This window comes from Microcoleus sp. K1-B1 (genome assembly GCF_036704705.1).
Lineage (GTDB): Bacteria > Cyanobacteriota > Cyanobacteriia > Cyanobacteriales > Microcoleaceae > Microcoleus.
Map to the genome: position 1 here is coordinate 1 of NZ_JAUBSH010000072.1, position 20598 is coordinate 20598.

The following is a 20598-nucleotide window of genomic DNA, read 5'->3' on the forward strand; positions in this document are numbered from 1 at the left end:
TCTTTGAGCACAACTTGATATTTTTTATTATATCATATTAGTTGTTTGTGTAATTAATTTTGTTTGACTACTTACAAATTAAATGCACAACAGCTTAGATCAACAAACCCATATTCTTTTCGTCCTATACTTTGTAGTTGGGTATTCTTGAGTGGCAGTTAGTGTGATTATTCAAATCCTAAATATACTCAGTACGGTCAGAGACCATACTGAATTGCCAACGATTTCTCACTCTTGCCTGCCCGTTATCAAATTTCTCAGTCTCATCAAAGTGTGGTTCAATTTAGTCCACTTAAGTGGACTTCAGCTATGAGACAGGGATTTCAATCCCTGTCGGATTCTCGGACTCATCCATCGACCCCGATCGCACTTTTGGGGCGATCGGGTTTTGCTTTCAGTCCGCCGGGGATTGAAATCCCCGTCTCATAGCTAAAGTCGGTTAAAACCGACTGAAGCCCCAAATCAAACGATCGCCCACCTCAGTCCTCATAGCGAGGACTTTAGCTAGGAGACAGGGATTTCAATCCCTCTCGGACTATGGGACTCGCCGATCGATAAACAGCGTAACATCACCAAAAATCCCCCGCTACAGCACTACCATAGCGAGGGATTTTTGTCAACCTACAAAATCAACTTTCTTGCAGTTTGTTGTTAGCTTCTGTCGATCGCAGCCACAGGCTCAAAACTCGGAACCACAATTTCACCATTCTGCTTAGTCAACTGGTTGTACAGTCTTTCAGTATTCGGGAAATTCGCAGCCGGTAGAGTCGGGAAGCGACGATAAGGAACAGTATCCTCACCAAAAGCCTCAGCATATTCAACGCTGTTCAACATTGCGTTGATAAAGCCCTTAATCCCTTTACTTGCCAAGATTTGGTTATAAGTCCGAATCTCCGCTTGATTGCGGGGAGCACGGCCCAAGAAGTGCTTCGTACCCAACTCAATCACCTTAGTATTGGGATAAGGTGCGTAGAACTGTTTGATGTACAGCGATGAGCAGCCCAAAGCCTCAATGAACTCCTTGAGATTGATTTCATTGTTGCCCAGTTTGCTTTCGAGCGCGGTGAATTCATTCTTCACAACGTAGGGGTTTAAATCGCGTTCAAAAATTTGACGGTAAGCAGCTTGAATTAAAGTTTTCAAAGCTACTTTGTCAGAAGTAGTCGTCAGCTTGAACATCTTAGTTTGTTCACGCCGCTTGCTGACACCTTGAGCAATCCGACTTTGCAACTCGATATGGCCCCGGTTGCCCGCAGCACCCAGTTCAATAAACCGAGGAGTTTCTGGCGTCTGAGCTTGGACATTTTGCTCAGCTACGGAACCCGATCGCATCGTCCGCATCGACAAACCACCGGGAGTCACATAGCGCTCGTAGGGAACTGTATCTTCCCCGAAAGCTTCGTTGTACTCCATGCTGTCCATGATGCTATCGACCAGCGCGTAGAAACCCTTCTTAGCGCAAATGTCAAAGTAAGCGTTCATTTCCTGACGGCCATAGGTAGGGCGTCCCAGGAGTCGGCGGTGAATGTACTCGATCGCCTTACAAACGTAGAGCTTGCTCCAGTACATATTGCGGAACACGTCAGACTTCGCCAACATCCGAATAAACTCGCGCATCGGAATCTCGCCGTTTTCCAGCTTAATTTCCGCTACCTTTTGGCGCTGGCCGTCGAACACATCGCGACCAAACACTTGCAGGTAAGCAGCCCGAATCACCGCTTGGGTGGAACTTTCGGTATATTTGACACTGGAAGCATTGCTGTAGCTGCTAGAGACACCGCGGGCAGTTTTCTTGGAAGCAACATAGTTGCTCGGTAACTGGTCTAATTTAAAGACCTTGGGGCCCAGAGAACCAGGAGCAGCACCGCGAGCCGCCGGATTGCTCAACTGATTGTCAATCCCCGCACCTTGACGGATCAGGATGCGGCGGGTGTCCTTGCCGAAGGGAGCTGGACGGCTCTTGGGGTTGCGAGTTTCTTTCGGGAAAATCGCGCCAAACTGAATTTCTAAGGGGTCATTGCCAACACCGTAAACGTGCTGGTCTGGCAGAGGCTGGTTGTAGCCGGCAAACAAGGTGATGAACTGAGGAACCTTGCGGAACGGAGCGCTGAAATTGAACAAATCAATTTGCGGGCCCCAGTTGCGACACTCCTGAGCTTCTTGGCCCAAACCGCGCAGGTAAGGCACTGTTTCTTCGCCGAAGTAATCGGAATATTCTTGCGAATAAACCATCGCGTCTACAAGGGCTGGCAGGCCGCCTTTGCTGACGATCGCGAAATACTTGCTAAATTCCTCCCGCGAGCTCAAACCGCGGCCTAGGAAGTGACGGGCGGCCAATTCTACAGCACGGCTGTTGACAAACGGCTCGTAGAATTGCTGACGGTACAGAGGAGATTTGCCAAGGCGGCGAATAAACTCTTTCATCGAGATTTCGCCATTTTTGACCTTGGATTCCAAGTCAGAAATGCTTTGGCTGTATGCGCGGGTAATATCGCGCTCGAATACTTGGCGGTAAGCTGCTTTGACTACTTCTATCTTTTCGGCCGAAGACAGGCCGGTTTTCATGACGAATTTCGCCCGTCGCTCGGCTGCGTTGAAGTAAATTTGAGGCAGTTGCAAGCCTTGCTGGTCGTTGCTTTCGCGCTGCCGCACCTTGTCTGAAGGTGTGGGAGCTTTGAATTCGGTAATTGCTACGTCGAAATACTGTCCGACGATCGCACTTGCCTCTGCATTGTTTCTGAAATAGCCCAAAGATGCTGCCTTCATTTCCTGCATTGCCACAATTGTGGCCGCCGAAGAGCAAGCATTTTCGATGATTTCCCGCAATCCGCGCACGTTCACCGAAATAATGTTCGGGTCGCCAGCTACGATCGCGTAGGTGATGTAACGCAAAAACCAGCTCAAGTCGCGCAGAGATTTGGTCATGTTGCCCGGGCCGTAGCGCGAGACATTGATCGGCTGAAATCCTGCGGGGATTGGGCCGCTGTAGCCGCCACCGTTGCCAGAAAATAGATTTCCTAGCCCCAAGAATCCGCCGCCGCCACCGCCGTTGCCACCGCCAGCGCGGCTTTCTACGTAGGTGACATTTCCCAGTTTCATGCCTTCAGAGACATTCGCCGATCCGCCGCGAGCCGCACCTGCCATAGCCATCGCAGGTTCTTGTGGTCTTTCCAAAAATGCCAGCGGGGAACCGCCGGTAAAAATCCGGTTGGCTGCGCGGGATACTATCAGTTCCGAGTTTTGGGTCAGCGTCGCAGAGATATCGATCCGAAGAGCCCCGGAACTGAAATAACTTGCCAGTTCGCTGAGTTCGCCCCGCTGTAGAAAGCGGTCTTGCTGTTCTGCTTGCGAAATAGTTGCGACCGGTACAGTTTGATATAGTTGCGGACGCGCAACCGAGCTTCCACCACTTGCTTTTACAGTCATTAGACTCCTTAGCTCCCTATCCAAATAGTTGCAGCATTTAACCAGACTAACCTTGCCTTCTGATGCAGGTCAAAGTAGGTATTTTTGCTTTGTTTACTTTTTGCCTTTACCTGTCACGAGGTTCGGGCGCGCTTACTTTCTTAGATTAAAATGTTTTGGTTTCATCTTTCTGCCTGCGGGGAAATGTCCGATCCGAAGGCAGGCACGGGGTACTCCCTCCGCTGCACTCCGCCGGCATACCCGTGGAAAAAAAGACTCGGCAGGAGAGTTGCCTTTGGGCGATCGCAGCCAGTGCCTTGAATTAAAGGAAAAGAAAATCAAAAATTTTCTTCTGCCTGTTTCGGGGCTTTTGACTTTCTGCTGAAAGACGCCTCCGCTTTACCCGACAGTTCAGCGGTGGGTTATTGACAGTCCTGGTTTGTTAAAAAGCCTGTCGAGATTTATTGTATAGATTTAAGAGAGCTTATATGAGAAAAAATGATAAGTTTTATTACGCAGAAGCTGTCAGGGCTTGCTACCAGGGGTTAGTCGATCGCCCGATCCCTCTCTTTTAGGCTTCCCAACTTGGCGAGACGCCACTTTGGTTGCCAGTAACGCAGCAATAGAAGTGCATCGCGTCGCGCTGTTACCCCGTAGCTACTGACAACCAATCTCAAAACCCACGCACTATTACCTCACCTATGGATACTACGCCTGATATCAGCGCTGCCGTGCGGCGGCTTTACGATACTTTTCCTTTCCCGCCCGATCCTTTGTCAGATGAACCGCCCCCAGGCTACAACTGGCGCTGGAGTTGGCCTGATGCTTACAATTTTTGCACCGGCCAAAAGCCGCCAAAACTAGATGTTCGGATTTTAGATGCTGGCTGCGGCACTGGTTCGAGCACCGATTATCTGATTCACCTCAATCCTGAAGCTTCGGTGACGGCGATCGACCTGAGCGAGGGTGCTTTGAAGGTAGCACAAGAACGCTGTCGGCGATCCGGGGCTCGCGAAGCAGATTTTCGCCACCTCAGCTTGTACGATGCGGCCGAGTTAGAGGGCGAGTTTGATTTGATCAACTGCGTGGGCGTGCTGCACCACTTACCCGATCCGATCCGGGGCATTCAAGCGCTGGCGGCGAAGTTGGCGGCGGGCGGTTTGATGCACATTTTTGTGTATGCTGAGCTCGGACGCTGGGAAATTCAACTCATGCAAAGGGCGATCGCCCTTCTCCAAGGCCCGAAAAAAGGTGACTATCCCGATGGTGTGAAAGTCGGCCGTCAAATCTTTGCTTCTTTACCAGAAAACAACCGTCTTGTCAAGTACGAAAAACAGCGTTGGGCAGGAGAAAATCAGCGAGACGAATGTTTTGCTGATATGTACGTTCACCCGCAGGAAATTGACTACAATATCGAGACTTTGTTCGAGTTAATTGATGCTTCGGGATTGGAATTTATCGGTTTCTCAAATCCGGGATATTGGCAGTTAGAAAGACTTTTGGGGAAAGCGCCGGAATTGATAGAAAGAGCTCAGGGTTTGACGGAACGGGAGCTTTATCGATTAATTGAATTGTTGGATACGGAAATCACTCATTACGAGTTTTTCTTGGGCAAAAAGCCTGTTAATAAAATTGATTGGTCGGACGATCGGGCACTTTTGGCGGCAATTCCAGAGTTGAGTAGTTGTATGCACGGTTGGCCTAGTCAACAAGTGTTTGATTGCAATTACCAATTGGTCAATTTGTCAAGTGCTGAATTTGAGTTTTTGCAAGGTTGCAATACCAAAACTGTGGGAGAGATTTTGGCGGATGTGGAGATTGGGTTGGATGAAGTGCGATCGATCTTATCAAAACAGCTAATTTTGCTCACACCCGGTAAAATCTAAGGGCGGGCAAGATGCCCCAATCCTACTCCCCACAATCAAATTAGCTTTTTGTGGAACAGGCATCTTGCCTGTTCTTTGCTCGGAGTATAATTTCTGTTAAATTCCCAATTAATCAAGGTTTTACAGTTGGAGGATTAACAGCCGTAATTTGTGAATAACGAGCGAAATCAGCAATGTTAAAAGTTAGGATATGGGTTAAACCATGAACTAGCATAGCAGCAACTAGCCGCGGATTTTGTATCGACGAGAAACGGCATTTAACCTCTGTCTCCATAGATGCTCTCTCTGCTAATAGCTTCATCTGAAAGAGTGGGGAAATTTAGGGTACGATGACTGTCAACCCATTCTTGAAATGCTATTGACCATTCTGTTGGGGTAGCTGTTTCATAAAATGGACGTTGTTGAGGTTCAATTAGCTGTTTGAGCATCGCATCTAGTAATGGTTTAATCTGATCCGCCGTGCGGTTGGTGATTTTTCCCAAAACTTGAGTAATCGTCTGTATCTCTTGTTCGTGAGATTGCTGAAGATTGTGCAGCATAATTATCCTTGAGTGCAAGTTTTTGGGCTGATGATAGCGGGGTCGATCGCACTTTTTAAATTGATTTTAATATTATAACTGTAGCGCAAAGCCTAGGAAGTAGGCGATTGCTCGTTCCCAGGCTCTAGCCCATTGGTGACAACTTAAGACTGAAACCATTGATAAATCTCGCATTTAGCTAAGTCTAGATCCCCCTAAATCCCCCTTAAGAAGGGGGACTTTGAGAAGACTCTTGTCCTTAGTTTAGAGTCTGTAGATAACCCCTCTCTCTTACCCTTAAGAAGGGGGACTTTGAGAAGACTCTTGTCCCCCCCTTCTTAAGGGGGGCTAGGGGGGATCTGAGCTTAATACTCAAACAGCAGTCTGTGATTGGGTTTGACGTTAAGTTGTCACGAATGGGCTCCAGCCTGGGAACCAGTTAATCCTGGATGCACGTACTAGGATTTTCTGTGATTGCGAAGGTAGTGAAGCAATCTCAAAGCTGACGCACCTTTCCCAAATCCCAAATCCCAAATGGATTGACACAGGCCCCCCTCTGCGGCTACGCTTTGAAGTTAGAGGTTACTTTGCTTGTAGAGGAAGTAGCCCGCGTCGCCCAAAAATCTAGTTGCACTGCCCAAAGCTGCTGGTAACAGCAATGGACAGCTCACCGCCAAACTGATCACAGCAGTCTGGAGGCTAACGGAGTATGATAACACTCTCTGTAGCCGCCCTGCTATGCGTTGAAAAGCGGGGCGGCTGGGTTTTTGGGTTTTTCTAGAAAACCTAAAACCAGGAGAACATAATTATGTCACAGGAATTCTTGCCTGACGACAACAAATTTGCACGACCAAATGACGACTCAGCAGCAGAATCGGAACAGGATGTGGTGTGTGTAACGGTGACAGGTTCGCCCCAGGGTGTCAGGGAAACCATACTCACCTTGTACCGCCTGGGATTTGCCGAAGTCGGCGATTGGAGTCCCGTACAGCGTGCAGCCAATCCGAAGCAAGTGATGAGTGTGCTGATTCGCCGTCGCAAGCGCAAAGCGTAGGCGTTTGCTCGTTCCCAGGCTAGAGCCTGGGAACACATTCCATGAGGCTCTGCCTCCTGTTTTTATTTTTATCCGTTAGCGAGGCAGACTTACTAAAATCCTAGACATTTCTGGAGAAATCCCGAAATAGCTAAGTAAGTCCAGGCTTTCGTTATTAGGGAGCGTTAAAGTTCATACCTTGGAGTACGTGCCAGCCCCAAGCACTATAACTCCGCAGTTAAACAGGCAAGGATTTGTAAAGCCAGTGCTGTGGAGAAAGTACCGCCTAATAACTATGCCGAGGCAACCTTTACTAATTAGGAATAGACGCAACCATGTCTAAAACCCCCAATCAAGTATTCGTACTTGACGCTGACAAAAAACCTCTAACTCCGTGCCTGCCAGTGATAGCTAGAAAGCTATTGAATGCAGGCAAAGCAAAGGTTTTTAAACTGTACCCGTTTACAATTATTCTGGGAAAATCGGTCAACGATCTACCAGAACCAATTGAAATCCGCATCGACCCTGGTAGCAAGACTACTGGCATAGCTTTGGTTCAGGGAACCCAGGTCATTTGGGGCGCTGAACTCACCCATCGGGGTCAAGCTATCAAGTCTCGACTTGAAACCCGTCGGGGCGTCCGGCGCAGCCGCGGTAACCGCAAAACTCGTTATCGAAAAGCGAGATTCTTGAATCGTACTCGCCCGAAAGGCTGGTTGCCTCCGAGCTTGCAGCACCGAGTGTTAACGACTATGACATGGGTTTCTCGCCTTCGCAAGCTAGCACCCATCCAATCAATTGCTTTCGAGTTAGTAAGTTTTGACACTCAAAAAATGCAAAATCCAGAGATTTCCGGCGTTGAATATCAGCAAGGGGAATTACAAGGTTACGAGGTTAGACAGTACCTACTCGAAAAGTGGAATCGGGAGTGTGCTTACTGTGGTAGTGAAAATTTACCGCTGCAAGTCGAGCATATTAACCCACGCGCCAAGGGCGGCAGCAATCGCGTTTCCAACCTTTGCTTAGCTTGCGAAAAATGCAACCTCAAAAAGGGGACTCAAGATATTAAGGATTTTCTTAAGAAAAAGCCCGAAGTTCTGAAGAAAATAATGAGTCAAGCTAAAGCACCATTGAAGGACGCAGCAGCGGTTAACGCAACCAAGTCCGCTTTGTTCCAAGCTCTGAAGGCTACAGCGATTGAACCTATTTATGTAGGACGCGGTTCTTTGACGAAGTTCAATCGGACTAATTTGAAGTTCCCAAAGGCTCATTGGATCGATGCTGCCTGTTGTGGAGATGTAAGTCAAGGTTTGACTTTAACTATCAATCAACCGTTGCTAATTAAGGCGATGGGCTGGGGAAGTCGTCAAGTCGTGCAGACTGACAAATATGGGTTTCCGCGTTCGGGGTATAAACCAAAGAAAAAGGTCGCAGGCTGGAATACTGGAGACATTGTTTCGGTAATTGGTGGAAAACATCAAGGGGTTAAATGCAAAAGAATTAAAACCACTAGGTTCAAAGGTAATTTTGATATTCGGGTAAACGATAGCGTGATTAGCGTTTCTCGGAATCAACTTAAGCCTGTTCATCGCAGCGATGGATATAACTACTCGTTTGCATGAGATTGTCGTGAAATGTCCAATAAAACAGTTAGAGCCTCTGGATCTCGGTTCCCAGGCTAGAGCCTGGGAACCAGTTAAGAAGACCAACAAATCTCACTAAATCAGGATAAGAGCATATCCTGATTTAGATGCTGAAACATCTATAAATCAAGCTAGGCGGGGAAACTCATATTTCCCCGCCTAAGCCTTGTAACCATTGGAAAACGGATACCTTGTTACATGAACTCTTTATGTGTTATCTTAACTTTTTTGAATAGTTGAGTGGCATTATGGGAAAAGCAAAACAAAGAAAAAAAGCGCGTGGTTTTGGAAAAACATCTACTACACCACAAATCTCAACATCCTCAAACATTTTTTATAGGACTCTTCACCAAATTTCAGAAATTGAAGATGTTGAGTTTCAACAAGCTCGTGAAAATTCACCATATTTGGCATTACTGTGGTCTGCTCTGGTTGCTTTTCATAATCATATTGACAATTACACATTATTAGAAATTGTAGAGTTTTGGCAAAAATACTGGGAAAAAGCTGCATATTTATTAGGTGAAATAGAACTTAGCGAGCATCGACATCTAATATGGATGAGTAATATAAAAACCATGAGATTAATGATTTTAAAAGACTTGGAAAAATTTTTAAAAAACGATAACCAATATTTTTTAGAACATGGAACAACACCTTTTTCATCTAGGGCTGAAACGACAATAGAAGTAGCACTGTCTATGTATCGTCACACCGATTGTATTATTTACTATGGGAAAAACTTAGTGGTTTATAAAGGATACGATAGTATAGACTTACAAGGAGAATTAATGATAGCTGTTAAACACGTTATCGGATGCTGGACTCTTTATCCTTTCCCGCATACATTGAGTGTTCCTTTTTCTGATTACAAACAAGCTAAATTAGCATTGAAAAATTTTCCTACATCATTGAAAGGTGAGTTAGTGCATTATCATTCTAGTAAACTTGCGAAATTATTGGGATTAACAATTAATGGTAATTACGCCCATCTAATTAAATAAAATAGAAGTTAAGACCGTGCCACACCCTCCCACCTCATCACAGTTTTTAAAAAAGCAGTCAGTTCTCAGGTGAGTGTGTGACGGAAAAAAGCTAGACCGCCACCGCTCGACACTCCGACCGACACCGCTAAACCAGGGCAACCATCCGATCGCTCCGACCGATGCCACTAGACCCACGCTCCGACCGCTATGACCAGGGCAACCATCCGATCGACTTGACACGGGGCGATCGGACTGTTGCCAATTTTGGAGTCTTATTGGTGGAAAACCATACTAAATTTGGCAGACATCAAAGCCTGCCTTGCTTTTGTAGCCGATCGTGAGAAAACTGCTCCGCCTTGGCTACTTTCAACGTCAGGGTTCTTTTTCTCTCACTACTTGCTCAAACCTGAAATCCTGACCTAAACCAAGCAGGATTATTTGCAACTATAATTACGCTTATTAGTACAAAATATTGCTTTATGGACTACCACGACATCATCACAATTGAACCGGGAAAACGCAGTGGCAAACCATGTATTCGGGGAATGCGAATCACCGTCTACGACATCTTAGAATATCTCGCAGGTGGCATGACGGAAGCAGAAATTCTGGAAGATTTTTCAGAATTAACTTCGGCAGACATCAAAGCCTGCCTTGCTTTTGCCGCCGATCGTGAGAAAAAGTTATTTGTGGCATCCCTGTGAAACTACTGTTGGACGAAAACCTCTCAGACAGAATTCTTCAGAGAATTATCGGTTTGTATCCCGATTCTGCTCATGTCAAGACCCTAGGACTGACAAATACTGATGATGCAGAAATTTGGGAATATGCAAAGGCAAATGATTTTGTGATTGTTTCCAAAGATTCGGACTTTCATCAACGGAGTTTACTTTACGGTCATCCTCCCAAATTTATTTATCTCCGTGTTGGCAATTGCTCAACATCTAAAATTGTTCAAATTCTGCGAGATGAAATCGACATCATTAGTCAGTTTGGAGATAGAGAAGCAGAGAGTATACTGGTATTGTCGTAGCATGAAACCAAAAAAGCAAAGACTGAGGAGATATCTACTTAAGGAGTTTACAGGAGTGAAGAAAATATCCAGCAAGTTAAGCTATTATAAAGTTGTTTATCTCTGCTCAATAATCCACTGAAAATGATGAAAGAAGACACCATTAACATCGTTGGTTTTCATGGACATATTTACTTCGACGCTGATAATCGCGATGCCGCAGCGCGTGTACGAGAAGGATTGACTCAGTTTGAGGTGCAGCTTGGGCGTTGGCATGACAAACCCATTGGCCCCCACCCCCAAGCAATGTATCAAGTTGCATTTTTACCAGACCAGTTTGGCAAAGTCGTTCCCTGGTTAATGCTGAATCGTGAGGGGCTCGATATTCTCATTCATCCTGAAACAGGCGACGATGTGGCAGACCACACGAAACATTCTTTGTGGCTAGGAGAAAAACTAGAGTTGAATATCGAATTCCTGCGACCTAGGACAGGCAACGCCAGCTTATGATCTATCCGCGCGCAAGGCGAGGGCGTTACTTCAGACTGACTTATCGCTGATAATAGATAATTAGCCGCCGATTTGAGACATTGTGCGGCGACTATAATTTCCTGTACTTATTAATAATAGTTATAATATCCTTAACAAATGACTTAATAAATGTATGAAAATTAGAGCAATCATCCATCCCGCAGAAGAAGGTGGCTATTGGGCTGAAGTTCCCGCACTTCCTGGGTGCATTACCGAAGGAGATACTATGGAAGAAGTGATGGCTAATTTAAAAGATGCGATTGAAGGTTGGCTCGATGTTGCTAATAGTCATGAAGCAATCGCGTAGCCTCGATCTTTACCCCACTCTATCCAAGCTGATGCCATCTGTTTTACCCTTCCCCTTTGTTCCGGTTTAATGGGATTTTCACCCGTAATTTTATTCAATGCAGCTAACCAGTAAAGGGGATTTTTTTTGAGTTCCGCTAGCAACAGCGGTACGACTTGAAAACCCATATTAATAATTTCCTGATATGCAGGATGCTGAGACATTTGATCTGTCGAAGACATTCCCGCAACTTCACTTTGCCATTCCGTAGCAAGAGTATAAAATTTGTCAATTACTTCGATCGCAATTTCAGCATTTTGATTGCAAATATCTCGATCGGTATTTGCTGCGGGATTTTCTCGTTGCGCGATCGAGCTTTCAATGTTCATCAAGACTAATTCTTCGATGGATACATTCATCTCAGCAGCAACTTTTTGTAGCTTCAGCATCAGCAGGTCTGAAATGGCGATCGAGATGGTGTTCATCGTTAAATACCTGATTTATAATTAACCACAGAGAACGCAGAGATTACAGAGAGGGGGAGAGAATATCGAGGGAATACTAAAATCGGAATTGATATCACCCGCCGATTTGAGACATAGTGCGGCTGTAATTTCCTTGAGTAGTTCCCGAATCTCGCTGTTTGAAATTAATCTCCGGTTTAATCTCTAATATGTGCCGCACTCGATCGCGCAATTCGCTTGTAGGAGTCCCATCACGCAGAGCAGTTTTTAAGTCAATTTGACCCGTTTCGTTCAGCAGACAAGGCCGCAGCCACCCGTCAGCAGACAAACGCATCCGGTTGCAGCGATCGCAAAAACACTCAGACATTTGGCTGATAAATCCTAAAGTACCCTTCGCCCCCGGAATTTGAAACACATCCGCCGGCCCATTTCCGCGAACACCCGACTCGGCTAACCCGTATTTGTCGCTAATTTGTTGCCGCAATTCGGCCGAAGCTACCCAACCTTTATCGCCAAATAAATCTCCATTCCCGATCGGCATAAACTCAATAAAACGAACGTGCCAATTCCGGTTAATTGTTAACGCCGCTAAATCCAATATTTCGCCGTCATTCACACCGGGAATTACCACAACATTCAGCTTCAGCGGGTCGAATCCTGCTTGATAAGCCGCTTGAATTCCCTCCCAAACCTGCGTCCATCGCGATCGTCCCCGACTACCAATTATTTTATCGAAAGTCTCCGGTTCCAAGGAATCCAAACTAATATTAATCCGGCGCAAACCCGCATTGTAGAGATTTTCCGCCATTCCCGCCAGCAAAAAGCCATTAGTTGTCATTGACAAATCTCGCGTTTCCGGCAAAGATGCGATCGACCTTACCAATTCCACCACCCCAGGCCGCAGCAGCGGTTCCCCACCCGTCAAGCGAAACTTGGTAAATCCCACAGGTATAAAAACTTCCCGCAGCAGAGTTAGCAATTCCGAGTGAGTTAACAACTGCTGCTGCAATACATAGTCCAACTCGCTACCTTCCGGCATACAGTAGAGACAGCGGAAGTTGCAGCGGTCTATCAAGCTAATCCGAAGGTAGTCTACGGTATCCATGTCAATAGTTTGTAATATTATTTAATTATAAATGCTGACTCGATTTTCTGCAATTATTGAGAGAGAGCAATAAACCTGCATCAATTTCTTTTCACCTTCCCCCTCCTCTCTTACTCTGCGCCCTCTGCGCCCTCTGCGGTTAATAAAAAAAATCTCATTCACAACTAAAATAAACTTGCTAAATATATGTTTTTTGAATTTGAAGCTGATTTTGTGGAAGCTTTGCGCTGTATCCCCATGCAAGTACGTCTCAAGTTAGATACTTGCGGCATTAAATTGAAGTTGCAGGATTGGAATCATTTCAACCAAGCAGAACGGCAAAGTCTTGTAGAGTTACCTTGCTTGACAAAAGCAGAAATTATTGATTACCGAGAAAAGCTAAATCAAATATTAATTCAACAGACAGGCAAACCGGGAACTGATTTGGCTGTTGATGAAAATCCCCCGTGGATGGATGCTGCAACTTTACCGGAGTCGGTTTCTGCAAAAGCGCAAGAGCTCGGCGTCACAATTTCTTTGGCCCAGTGGGCGAGTTTGCAGCCACTACAGCGATTTGCTTTGATTAAGCTTAGTCGATCGAGCCACGAGAATAAAAATTTCATCCCGGCGCTTCAAGAGTTTCGACTTATTGAATAAGTATATGGTAAAAAGTTTGTAGCCAGGGCGAGCAATCGCTCAATATAGGTTGTTGGTTGGGAACGATTTATTTACCATATTCCGTCATTTTCTGCGGGAATAGAACTCCTAATTACCATTTACTTTCAAGACACCATGTCTAACAATCCTCAGTTTTTTGATCCACTGCCCTACTCAGCTTTCAACAATCCATCAGCAGGAAGTGCCATCAGCCCATTTAGCCCAGTTAGGTTCACTTACTTTCATTTAGAAGACTTTGAAGACGGCGCTTTAAATACACCGGGTGTTACTGTTTCTGAGTTTGCCACAACAAATATTGCAACAACCTTCAGCGACTCGGTGGACGGCGATGACGGAGTTATTGATGGTCAGGCCAGGGGAAACAGCAGCAGCTTATTCTCGAATTTGAGGACTAGCAGCTTTACCTTCAACTTTTCCCCTAATGCACTTGGGGGTCAATTACCAACCCATGCTGGAATTGTCTGGACGGATATTGGCAGGAATGGTGGCGGCACACCCCGGTCTGGCGACTTGCTAAATAACACGTTATTTGAGGCGTTTGGGCCATCGGGAGAATCTCTGGGGGTTATCGGTCCCTTTTCGCTGGGTGATGAGAGTATTTCGCGTACAACCTCAGAAGATAGATTCTTTGGAGTGGTCAATCAAAACGGGATCTCATCAATTCGATTGTCGATGCCCGGTAAAAATAACTGGGAAGTCGATCATCTTCAATATGGTTTCACACCTGGAACCATTTCTCCTTCCCCCTTGGGCCCCAATGGCCTCTTCTTCAACCTCTCCACCAATGCCGATAACTTTACCATCGATCCAGCTCTAGTCGGCAATCTATTGGTTCAAGGTTTAGATGGTAACGACTTGATCCAAGGGTCGCCATCGGTCGATCGGGTAAATGGCAATGCCGGCAACGATACTATACTAGGAGGCGACGGCAACGATACGCTCTGGGGCGGTCGCGATAACGATCGCATCGAGGGCAACGCCGGCAATGACACGATCGCTGGAAACCTCGGAAATGATACGATCTCTGGCGGGGCGGGTGACGACCTCATACGTGGCGGACAAAACAACGATGTGCTCAATGGAGGAGAAGGTAACGACCAATTGGTAGGTGACTTAGGTAGAGATATTCTGACAGGTGAAGCTGGAAACGATCTGTTTGTACTGCGGGTGAATGCAGCCGCCTCCAATGTATCTGAAGCCGATGTTATTGCGGATTTTACGGCGGGTCAAGATGCGATCGCCCTCACCAACGGACTTGCATTTGCAGGAATTGCCTTAGAGGCTTCGGGTAGCAATACAGCGATTCGGATTGTTGCTACCGGACAAATTTTAGGGGTTGTTACCGGAGTCCAAGCTGCTGCTCTAAGCGCAGCCAATTTTACCACGTTGAATGGGGACTTTTAACTGTTATCAGTTATAGCAATCCTCAAGCTGAATGCGGCGAAGTAGTTTTCTGAAGACGACTGCAAGAAGACTAAAATTTATAGGATTTCAGTCGGTTTTTAACCGACTTGTGCTATGAGACAGGGAATTAATTCCCTGTCGGTCTTCTGGACAATCCGACAGCCCGACAATCCGACAGCCCGACAGTCCGACAGTCCGACAGTCCGACAGGGGGTTGCAAACCCCTGTCTCATAGTGAAAGTCGTCGGTCGCCGACTAAAAATGATGATGCGTTCAGTCGGTTCTGCCTGGTAACGCAGATAGGCGAGAAGAGCCTCCAATTTACCCTTCGCCACACGAGGCAGAGCAAGAGTGACATCGGTTCCCAGGCTCTTCCTAGAAACCAGTAAAGTAAAAAATATGATTAATTTTATTTTAAGTATTGTTACCGCCGCGTGGTATTATTTTTCTGAGTTTGCAAAGCACTCGCCTGCTACCTGCCTTAGTTTCTGAGCTTCGTGAACACGCAAAACACACCCACCGAACCCGCACCAGCAACCGAGGATATTCCTCAAGCTGGCACAGTCTCGACAGTCTCGTCCGAGACAACCAATCCCATGCAAGACTTTTATCGCCTCCAACAAGAGTTGTTGGCGTACACCCTTGCTTTTACGGCGATTATTTTTATCTCCGTTTGGATTTTTTACTCCCTCAACATTGCCCTGAATTATTTGCTTGGGGCGAGCACAGGTGTGGTTTACTTAAAGATGTTGGCTAGAGACGTTGAACGAATCGGCAGCCAAAATCAACGCATCAGCAAGACAAGGCTTGGTGTGTTTTTAGCGGTGATGATAGTAGGAACACAGTGGAATCAGCTACAGATTTTACCGATATTTTTGGGATTTCTGACTTACAAAGCTGCGCTGATGGTTTACGTGATCCGAAGTGCATTAGCACTAGACTACAGGTAGGTCAGGCAATTCGAGCAAAACTCAACTCATCGATTTGTATGGGGAAGCCCGTTGAATGGCAATGCTTGACGTTCTAAACACCTTTAATCGTTTCCCCCTCGCCGAATTGGAAGTTGGCCAGCAGTTGTACTGGCAACTCGGCAATCTGAAAGTGCATGGACAGGTTTTTCTAACCTCGTGGTTTGTAATTGCTGTTTTAGTCGTAGTTTCGATTTTAGGAACCCGCAAAATCCAGCGAATTCCCAGCGGAATGCAAAATTTTATGGAGTATGCGCTGGAATTTATTCGGGATTTGGCTAAAAACCAAATTGGGGAAAAAGAATATCGCCCTTGGGTACCGTTTATTGGTACATTATTTCTGTTCATCTTTGTGTCAAACTGGTCTGGCGCTCTAATTCCTTGGAAGCTGATTAAGCTGCCATCAGGCGAATTGGGAGCTCCTACCGCTGACATCAACACGACGGTAGCATTTGCACTGCTGACTTCTCTAGCATATTTTTATGCAGGTCTCAGCAAAAGCGGCTTGGGGTATTTCGCCCACTATGTTGAACCGGTGCCTTTCATGTTGCCGTTCAAAATCATAGAAGATTTCACTAAGCCTCTGTCCCTAAGTTTCCGTTTGTTTGGCAACATTCTTGCGGACGAATTGGTGGTCGGAGTGCTAGTGTTGCTAGTGCCTTTATTTGTTCCTCTGCCAGTGATGGTTCTGGGACTATTTACCAGTGCAATTCAAGCTTTGATTTTTGCAACCTTAGCCGCAGCCTACATAGGTGAAGCTCTAGAAGGCGGTCACGGCGAAGAACACCACGATTAACTAACGATAAACGGCGAAGAATGAAGGAGGAAAAAGAAAAATTCTGAACTCAAACTTTCTCCCGTTAAATCGGACAATTCTGTAGACTATCTGTTCTCAATTTTGTACTTTAGATAAGGAAAATCATCATGAACCCAACAGTTGCTGCCGCTTCCGTAATTGCCGCCGCTTTGGCAGTAGGTTTAGCTGCAATCGGCCCTGGCATCGGTCAAGGTAATGCAGCAGGTCAGGCTGTAGAAGGTATTGCCCGTCAGCCGGAAGCAGAAGGTAAAATTCGCGGCACCTTGCTGTTGAGTTTGGCGTTCATGGAAGCGCTCACAATTTACGGTTTGGTCGTAGCCCTAGTGCTGCTGTTTGCCAACCCCTTCGCATAATAATTGGAAATTTTAGATTTGAGGTTTTGGCGATTCTAATCCAAAATCTCAAATCTAAAATCGATTAAGCGAATTAGATGGAAGCCGTCAAAAAATCATGATGCACTGGACAGTATTACTAGCAGTTGAAGAAGCGGCTAAGGAAGGGGGACTGTTTGATATAGATGCTACGCTGCCTCTGATGGCGGTGCAGTTTTTAATTCTAGTCGCAGTCTTGAATGTAATTTTTTACAAGCCGCTCAGCAAGTCAATTGACGATCGCGCCGATTACATTCGCAACACTCAAGTCTCCGCCCAAGAACGCTTGGCAAAAGCTCAGCAACTAGCGCAGCAGTACGAGCAAAAACTGGGAGAAACTCGCAAACAGTCTCAATCAGTAATTGCTGCTGCTCAAGCTGATGCCCAAAAAATTGGGGCAGCAAAAGTAGCTGAGGCTCAACAAGAAGCTCAAGTCGCGCGAGAAAAGGCTGGGCAAGAAATAGAGCAGCAAAAGCAAGAAGCAATGCGCTCACTAGAACAACAAGTAGACGCGCTCAGCGGCCAAATTCTCGAAAAGCTATTAGGGCAGTCGCTGGCCAAATAGCGAGACAGAAGAGTTTTAGATTTTTGATGGAATCTCAAATCTAAAATCGCTTCACCCAATCTGCACGCGCAATTATGGAAGAGTATCATGGGGACTGTTTTATTGCTAGCCACAGAAGCTAGCGGCGAAGGTGGTTTCGGTTTAAATTTCGATATTTTAGAAACCAACCTGATTAACCTGGTCATTATTATTGCAGTGCTGTTTTATTTCGGGCGCGGATTTGTAGGTAAAATCCTGACAGAGAGGCGTTCGGCCATCCAAGAGGCGATTCAAGAAGCAGAAAAACGCCAAAAAGATGCAGCAGCAGCTCTAGCAGAGCAACAGCAAAAACTGACTCAAGCGCAAGCAGAAGCGGAACGAATTCGTGCCGCGGCTGAAGAAACTGCCAAGAAAGCAAAAGAAGCAATTCTAGCTCAGGCAGCGCAAGACGTTGAACGAATGAGAGCAACAGCAGGTCAAGAGTTGGAAGCGGAGCGGGAAAGAGCGATCGCCCAACTGCGATCGGCGGTTGTATCTCTGGCATTAGCAAAGGTGGAAAGCCAGCTAAAAACTAGCTTGGACGACAGCGCTCAACACCAATTAATCGATCGCAGCATTGCGTTACTGGGAGGCTAAAACGTGAGTACAGTCAGCACAGAAGTCTTACAGCCTTACGCATCTGCCTTGATGTCACTGGCTCAGTCCAACAATCTATCAGAGAAGTTCGGCGAAGATATTCGTTCCTTGCTGAGCCTGCTAGAAGGTTCGGAAGACTTGCGTCAATTTTTAGGCAATCCGCTGGTAAAACCGGATGCTAAAAAAGCCGTGATTCAGCAAATAGCGGGTGAAGAAATGAGCCCCTTGATGCACAGCTTTCTGAAGCTATTAGTAGACAAAGGAAGAATTCTTTTTTTAGAAGGGATTGGCAAACAATACTTGGCAAGGCTCCGAGAACTAAACCAAACAGTATTGGCTGAAGTTACATCGGCAGTCCCGCTTTCAGATGCTCAACAGCAGACTGTTCGCGAGAAAGTGCAGGCGATGACCAGCGCTAGTCAAGTAGAAATTGAAACCAAAATAGACGCAGATTTAATCGGCGGTGTGGTAATCAAAGTAGGCTCTCAAGTAATTGATGCCAGCCTGCGGGGACAATTGCGCCGTCTAGGAATTCGCTTGAATTCCTGATTTAAGGAAGCAGGAGGAAGGAAGAAGGAAGCCGGAAAAAGGAAGAAGGAAGAATCACACAGGAAGCAGGAATAAATTAATTTCTGTTTTTGAGCTGTTAGTCCCAAATTCTTACTACCAAATCGCTATTCTTTCTTGCCGAAAACATCGACAGACAACTAACAACTGACAACTGACAAATAATAACTAACATGGCAGCAATCAGACCTGACGAAATTAGCAGCATTATTCGCCAGCAAATTGAGCAGTACGACCAAGATGTAAAAGTCTCTAACGTCGGTACTGTTCTGCAAGTAGGCGACGGCATTGCCCGGATTTATGGCTTGGATAAAGCCATGTCTGGGGAATTGCTAGAATTTGCCGACGGCACTGTGGGCATTGCACTGAACCTCGAACAAGATAACGTGGGTGCAGTGTTGATGGGCCAAGGCCTCGGCATTCAAGAAGGTTCGGCAGTTACTGCTACTGGCAGAATTGCTGAAGTCCCCGTGGGTGAAGCAATGTTGGGACGGGTAGTTGATGCTTTGGCCCGTCCGATTGACGGCAAAGGAGAAATTAAAACTACTGAATCTCGCTTGATTGAATCTCCGGCACCGGGGATTGTTTCTCGCCGTTCTGTTTACGAACCCATGCAAACAGGAATTACCGCTATTGATGCGATGATTCCGGTGGGAAGAGGACAGCGGGAACTGATTATCGGTGACAGACAAACCGGTAAAACTGCGATCGCGATCGACACAATCATCAACCAAAAATCGGAAAACGTGATCTGCGTTTACGTGGCGATCGGTCAAAAAGCTTCTACAGTAGCTAACATCGTCAACGTCCTGCAAGAAAAGGGCGCGATGGACTACACGATCGTAGTAGCAGCCAACGCTAGTGACCCCGCAACCCTGCAATACTTGGCTCCCTACACAGGTGCTAGCTTAGCCGAGTATTTCATGTACAAAGGCAAGCACACTTTGGTCATTTACGATGACCTTTCCAAACAAGCACAAGCTTACCGCCAAATGTCCTTGTTGCTGCGCCGTCCTCCCGGTCGCGAAGCTTATCCCGGAGACGTGTTTTACCTGCACTCTCGCTTGCTAGAACGCGCTGCTAAATTGAGCGACGATTTGGGCGAAGGCAGCATGACTGCTTTGCCAATTATCGAAACCCAAGCTGGTGACGTTTCTGCTTACATTCCGACGAACGTAATTTCGATTACCGACGGTCAAATCTTCCTTTCTTCTGACTTGTTTAACGCTGGTTTGCGTCCTGCTGTAAACCCCGGTATTTCGGTATCGCGGGTAGGTTCGGCGGCTCAAACTAAGGCAATGAAAAAAGTAGCCGGTAAGGTGAAATTGGAATTGGCGCAGTTTGAAGAACTGGCTGCATTTTCTCAGTTTGCTTCTGACTTGGATAAAGCTACTCAGAATCAATTGTCGCGCGGTCAGCGCTTGCGGGAACTGTTGAAACAGCCGCAAAGTTCGCCTCTGCCGATGAACGAACAAGTGGCTGTAATCTATGCCGGTATTAACGGCTATATGGATGACATTCCGGTGGAAAAAGTCAGCAAGTTTACTGTTGGTTTGCGCGACTATTTGCGGACTAGCAAGCCGAAGTACGGCGAAATTGTTCAAGGCGGAAAAGCCTTGACTGATGAAGCTGAGAAGCTGCTGAAAGAAGGCATCACTGAATACAAGCAAAGTTTCTTAGTTTCTGCGTAATTAGCACGAAATCTGTAGGGACACGGCAATACCCCTTGGTATCAACTTAAGGTAAAACCCACATTCCGGCAGGG

General features: G+C 46.3%; 21 protein-coding genes. 17 read left to right on the top strand and 4 right to left on the bottom strand.

The features are described from left to right. Positions 1–651 precede the first annotated feature (651 nt). The gene (locus tag QUA83_RS22055; RefSeq protein ID WP_333295817.1) at positions 652–3426 is read right to left on the bottom strand and encodes a phycobilisome rod-core linker polypeptide; all 2775 of its coding nucleotides are present in this window, start codon (positions 3424–3426) and stop codon (positions 652–654) included. 680 nt (positions 3427–4106) lie between these two features. Here QUA83_RS22055 and QUA83_RS22060 point away from each other — a divergent pair. Continuing rightward, positions 4107–5291: a class I SAM-dependent methyltransferase gene (locus QUA83_RS22060; protein ID WP_333295819.1), complete on the top strand. Its 1185-nt coding sequence runs from the start codon at positions 4107–4109 to the stop codon at positions 5289–5291. Positions 5292–5548: 257 nt separating this feature from the next. Here the strand turns inward: QUA83_RS22060 and QUA83_RS22065 are convergent, their stop codons facing one another. After that, positions 5549–5830: a hypothetical protein gene (locus QUA83_RS22065; RefSeq protein WP_190735408.1), complete on the bottom strand. Its 282-nt coding sequence runs from the start codon at positions 5828–5830 to the stop codon at positions 5549–5551. A 787-nt stretch (positions 5831–6617) separates the two neighbouring features. Here QUA83_RS22065 and QUA83_RS22070 point away from each other — a divergent pair. From QUA83_RS22070 to QUA83_RS22100, 7 genes are all read left to right on the top strand, one after another. After that, a complete protein-coding gene (locus QUA83_RS22070) occupies positions 6618–6863 on the top strand; it encodes a hypothetical protein (protein ID WP_333295821.1) in 246 nt (81 codons plus the stop codon). 314 nt (positions 6864–7177) lie between these two features. Continuing rightward, the gene (gene iscB, locus QUA83_RS22075; RefSeq protein WP_333295825.1) at positions 7178–8464 is read left to right on the top strand and encodes an RNA-guided endonuclease IscB; all 1287 of its coding nucleotides are present in this window, start codon (positions 7178–7180) and stop codon (positions 8462–8464) included. A gap of 269 nt (positions 8465–8733) precedes the next feature. Beyond that, positions 8734–9489: a hypothetical protein gene (locus QUA83_RS22080; protein ID WP_333295827.1), complete on the top strand. Its 756-nt coding sequence runs from the start codon at positions 8734–8736 to the stop codon at positions 9487–9489. Positions 9490–9950: 461 nt separating this feature from the next. Further along, a complete protein-coding gene (locus QUA83_RS22085; RefSeq protein WP_106332354.1) occupies positions 9951–10175 on the top strand; it encodes a DUF433 domain-containing protein in 225 nt (74 codons plus the stop codon). Beyond that, positions 10172–10504, top strand: a complete 333-nt coding sequence (locus tag QUA83_RS22090; RefSeq protein ID WP_333113875.1) for a DUF5615 family PIN-like protein — start codon at positions 10172–10174, stop codon at positions 10502–10504. Before QUA83_RS22085 ends, QUA83_RS22090 begins: the two co-directional genes overlap by 4 nt. A 123-nt stretch (positions 10505–10627) precedes the next feature. Beyond that, complete coding sequence (locus tag QUA83_RS22095; protein ID WP_333295830.1) at positions 10628–10993, top strand: DOPA 4,5-dioxygenase family protein; 366 nt, start codon at positions 10628–10630, stop codon at positions 10991–10993. A gap of 154 nt (positions 10994–11147) precedes the next feature. After that, positions 11148–11321, top strand: a complete 174-nt coding sequence (locus tag QUA83_RS22100; RefSeq protein WP_106332356.1) for a type II toxin-antitoxin system HicB family antitoxin — start codon at positions 11148–11150, stop codon at positions 11319–11321. Here QUA83_RS22100 and QUA83_RS22105 read toward each other — a convergent pair. Both QUA83_RS22105 and moaA read right to left on the bottom strand, forming a co-directional pair. Continuing rightward, on the bottom strand, positions 11303–11785 hold the full coding sequence (locus QUA83_RS22105) for a hypothetical protein (protein ID WP_333295834.1): 483 nt from the start codon (positions 11783–11785) through the stop codon (positions 11303–11305). The genes QUA83_RS22100 and QUA83_RS22105 overlap by 19 nt on opposite strands. Positions 11786–11879: 94 nt before the next feature. Continuing rightward, positions 11880–12869: a GTP 3',8-cyclase MoaA gene (gene moaA / locus QUA83_RS22110; protein WP_333295837.1), complete on the bottom strand. Its 990-nt coding sequence runs from the start codon at positions 12867–12869 to the stop codon at positions 11880–11882. Between the two features lie 186 nt (positions 12870–13055). Between moaA and QUA83_RS22115 the strand changes: the two genes are divergently transcribed. The 9 genes from QUA83_RS22115 (at position 13056) to atpA (ending at position 20524) form a co-directional block, all read left to right on the top strand. Beyond that, entirely contained in the window at positions 13056–13505 is a 450-nt protein-coding gene (locus QUA83_RS22115) for a nitrate reductase associated protein (protein ID WP_333295839.1), read from the top strand. 135 nt (positions 13506–13640) lie between these two features. After that, positions 13641–14930, top strand: coding sequence for a hypothetical protein (locus QUA83_RS22120; protein ID WP_333295841.1), 1290 nt, complete (start codon positions 13641–13643; stop codon positions 14928–14930). 497 nt (positions 14931–15427) lie between these two features. Continuing rightward, positions 15428–15880 (top strand): ATP synthase subunit I, encoded by a 453-nt coding sequence (locus QUA83_RS22125; RefSeq protein ID WP_333295842.1) that lies wholly within the window; start codon positions 15428–15430, stop codon positions 15878–15880. A gap of 55 nt (positions 15881–15935) precedes the next feature. Continuing rightward, positions 15936–16694, top strand: a complete 759-nt coding sequence (gene atpB / locus QUA83_RS22130) for a F0F1 ATP synthase subunit A (RefSeq protein ID WP_333071398.1) — start codon at positions 15936–15938, stop codon at positions 16692–16694. Positions 16695–16822: 128 nt separating this feature from the next. Further along, on the top strand, positions 16823–17068 hold the full coding sequence (atpE, locus tag QUA83_RS22135; protein ID WP_006631105.1) for an ATP synthase F0 subunit C: 246 nt from the start codon (positions 16823–16825) through the stop codon (positions 17066–17068). 97 nt (positions 17069–17165) lie between these two features. Then, on the top strand, positions 17166–17651 hold the full coding sequence (locus tag QUA83_RS22140) for a F0F1 ATP synthase subunit B' (RefSeq protein WP_006631106.1): 486 nt from the start codon (positions 17166–17168) through the stop codon (positions 17649–17651). 87 nt (positions 17652–17738) lie between these two features. Beyond that, entirely contained in the window at positions 17739–18266 is a 528-nt protein-coding gene (locus QUA83_RS22145) for a F0F1 ATP synthase subunit B (RefSeq protein WP_190740265.1), read from the top strand. 3 nt (positions 18267–18269) lie between these two features. Next, positions 18270–18815, top strand: a complete 546-nt coding sequence (gene atpH, locus QUA83_RS22150; RefSeq protein ID WP_333295845.1) for an ATP synthase F1 subunit delta — start codon at positions 18270–18272, stop codon at positions 18813–18815. Positions 18816–19006: 191 nt separating this feature from the next. After that, entirely contained in the window at positions 19007–20524 is a 1518-nt protein-coding gene (atpA, locus tag QUA83_RS22155) for a F0F1 ATP synthase subunit alpha (RefSeq protein ID WP_333037344.1), read from the top strand. Positions 20525–20598 lie beyond the last annotated feature (74 nt).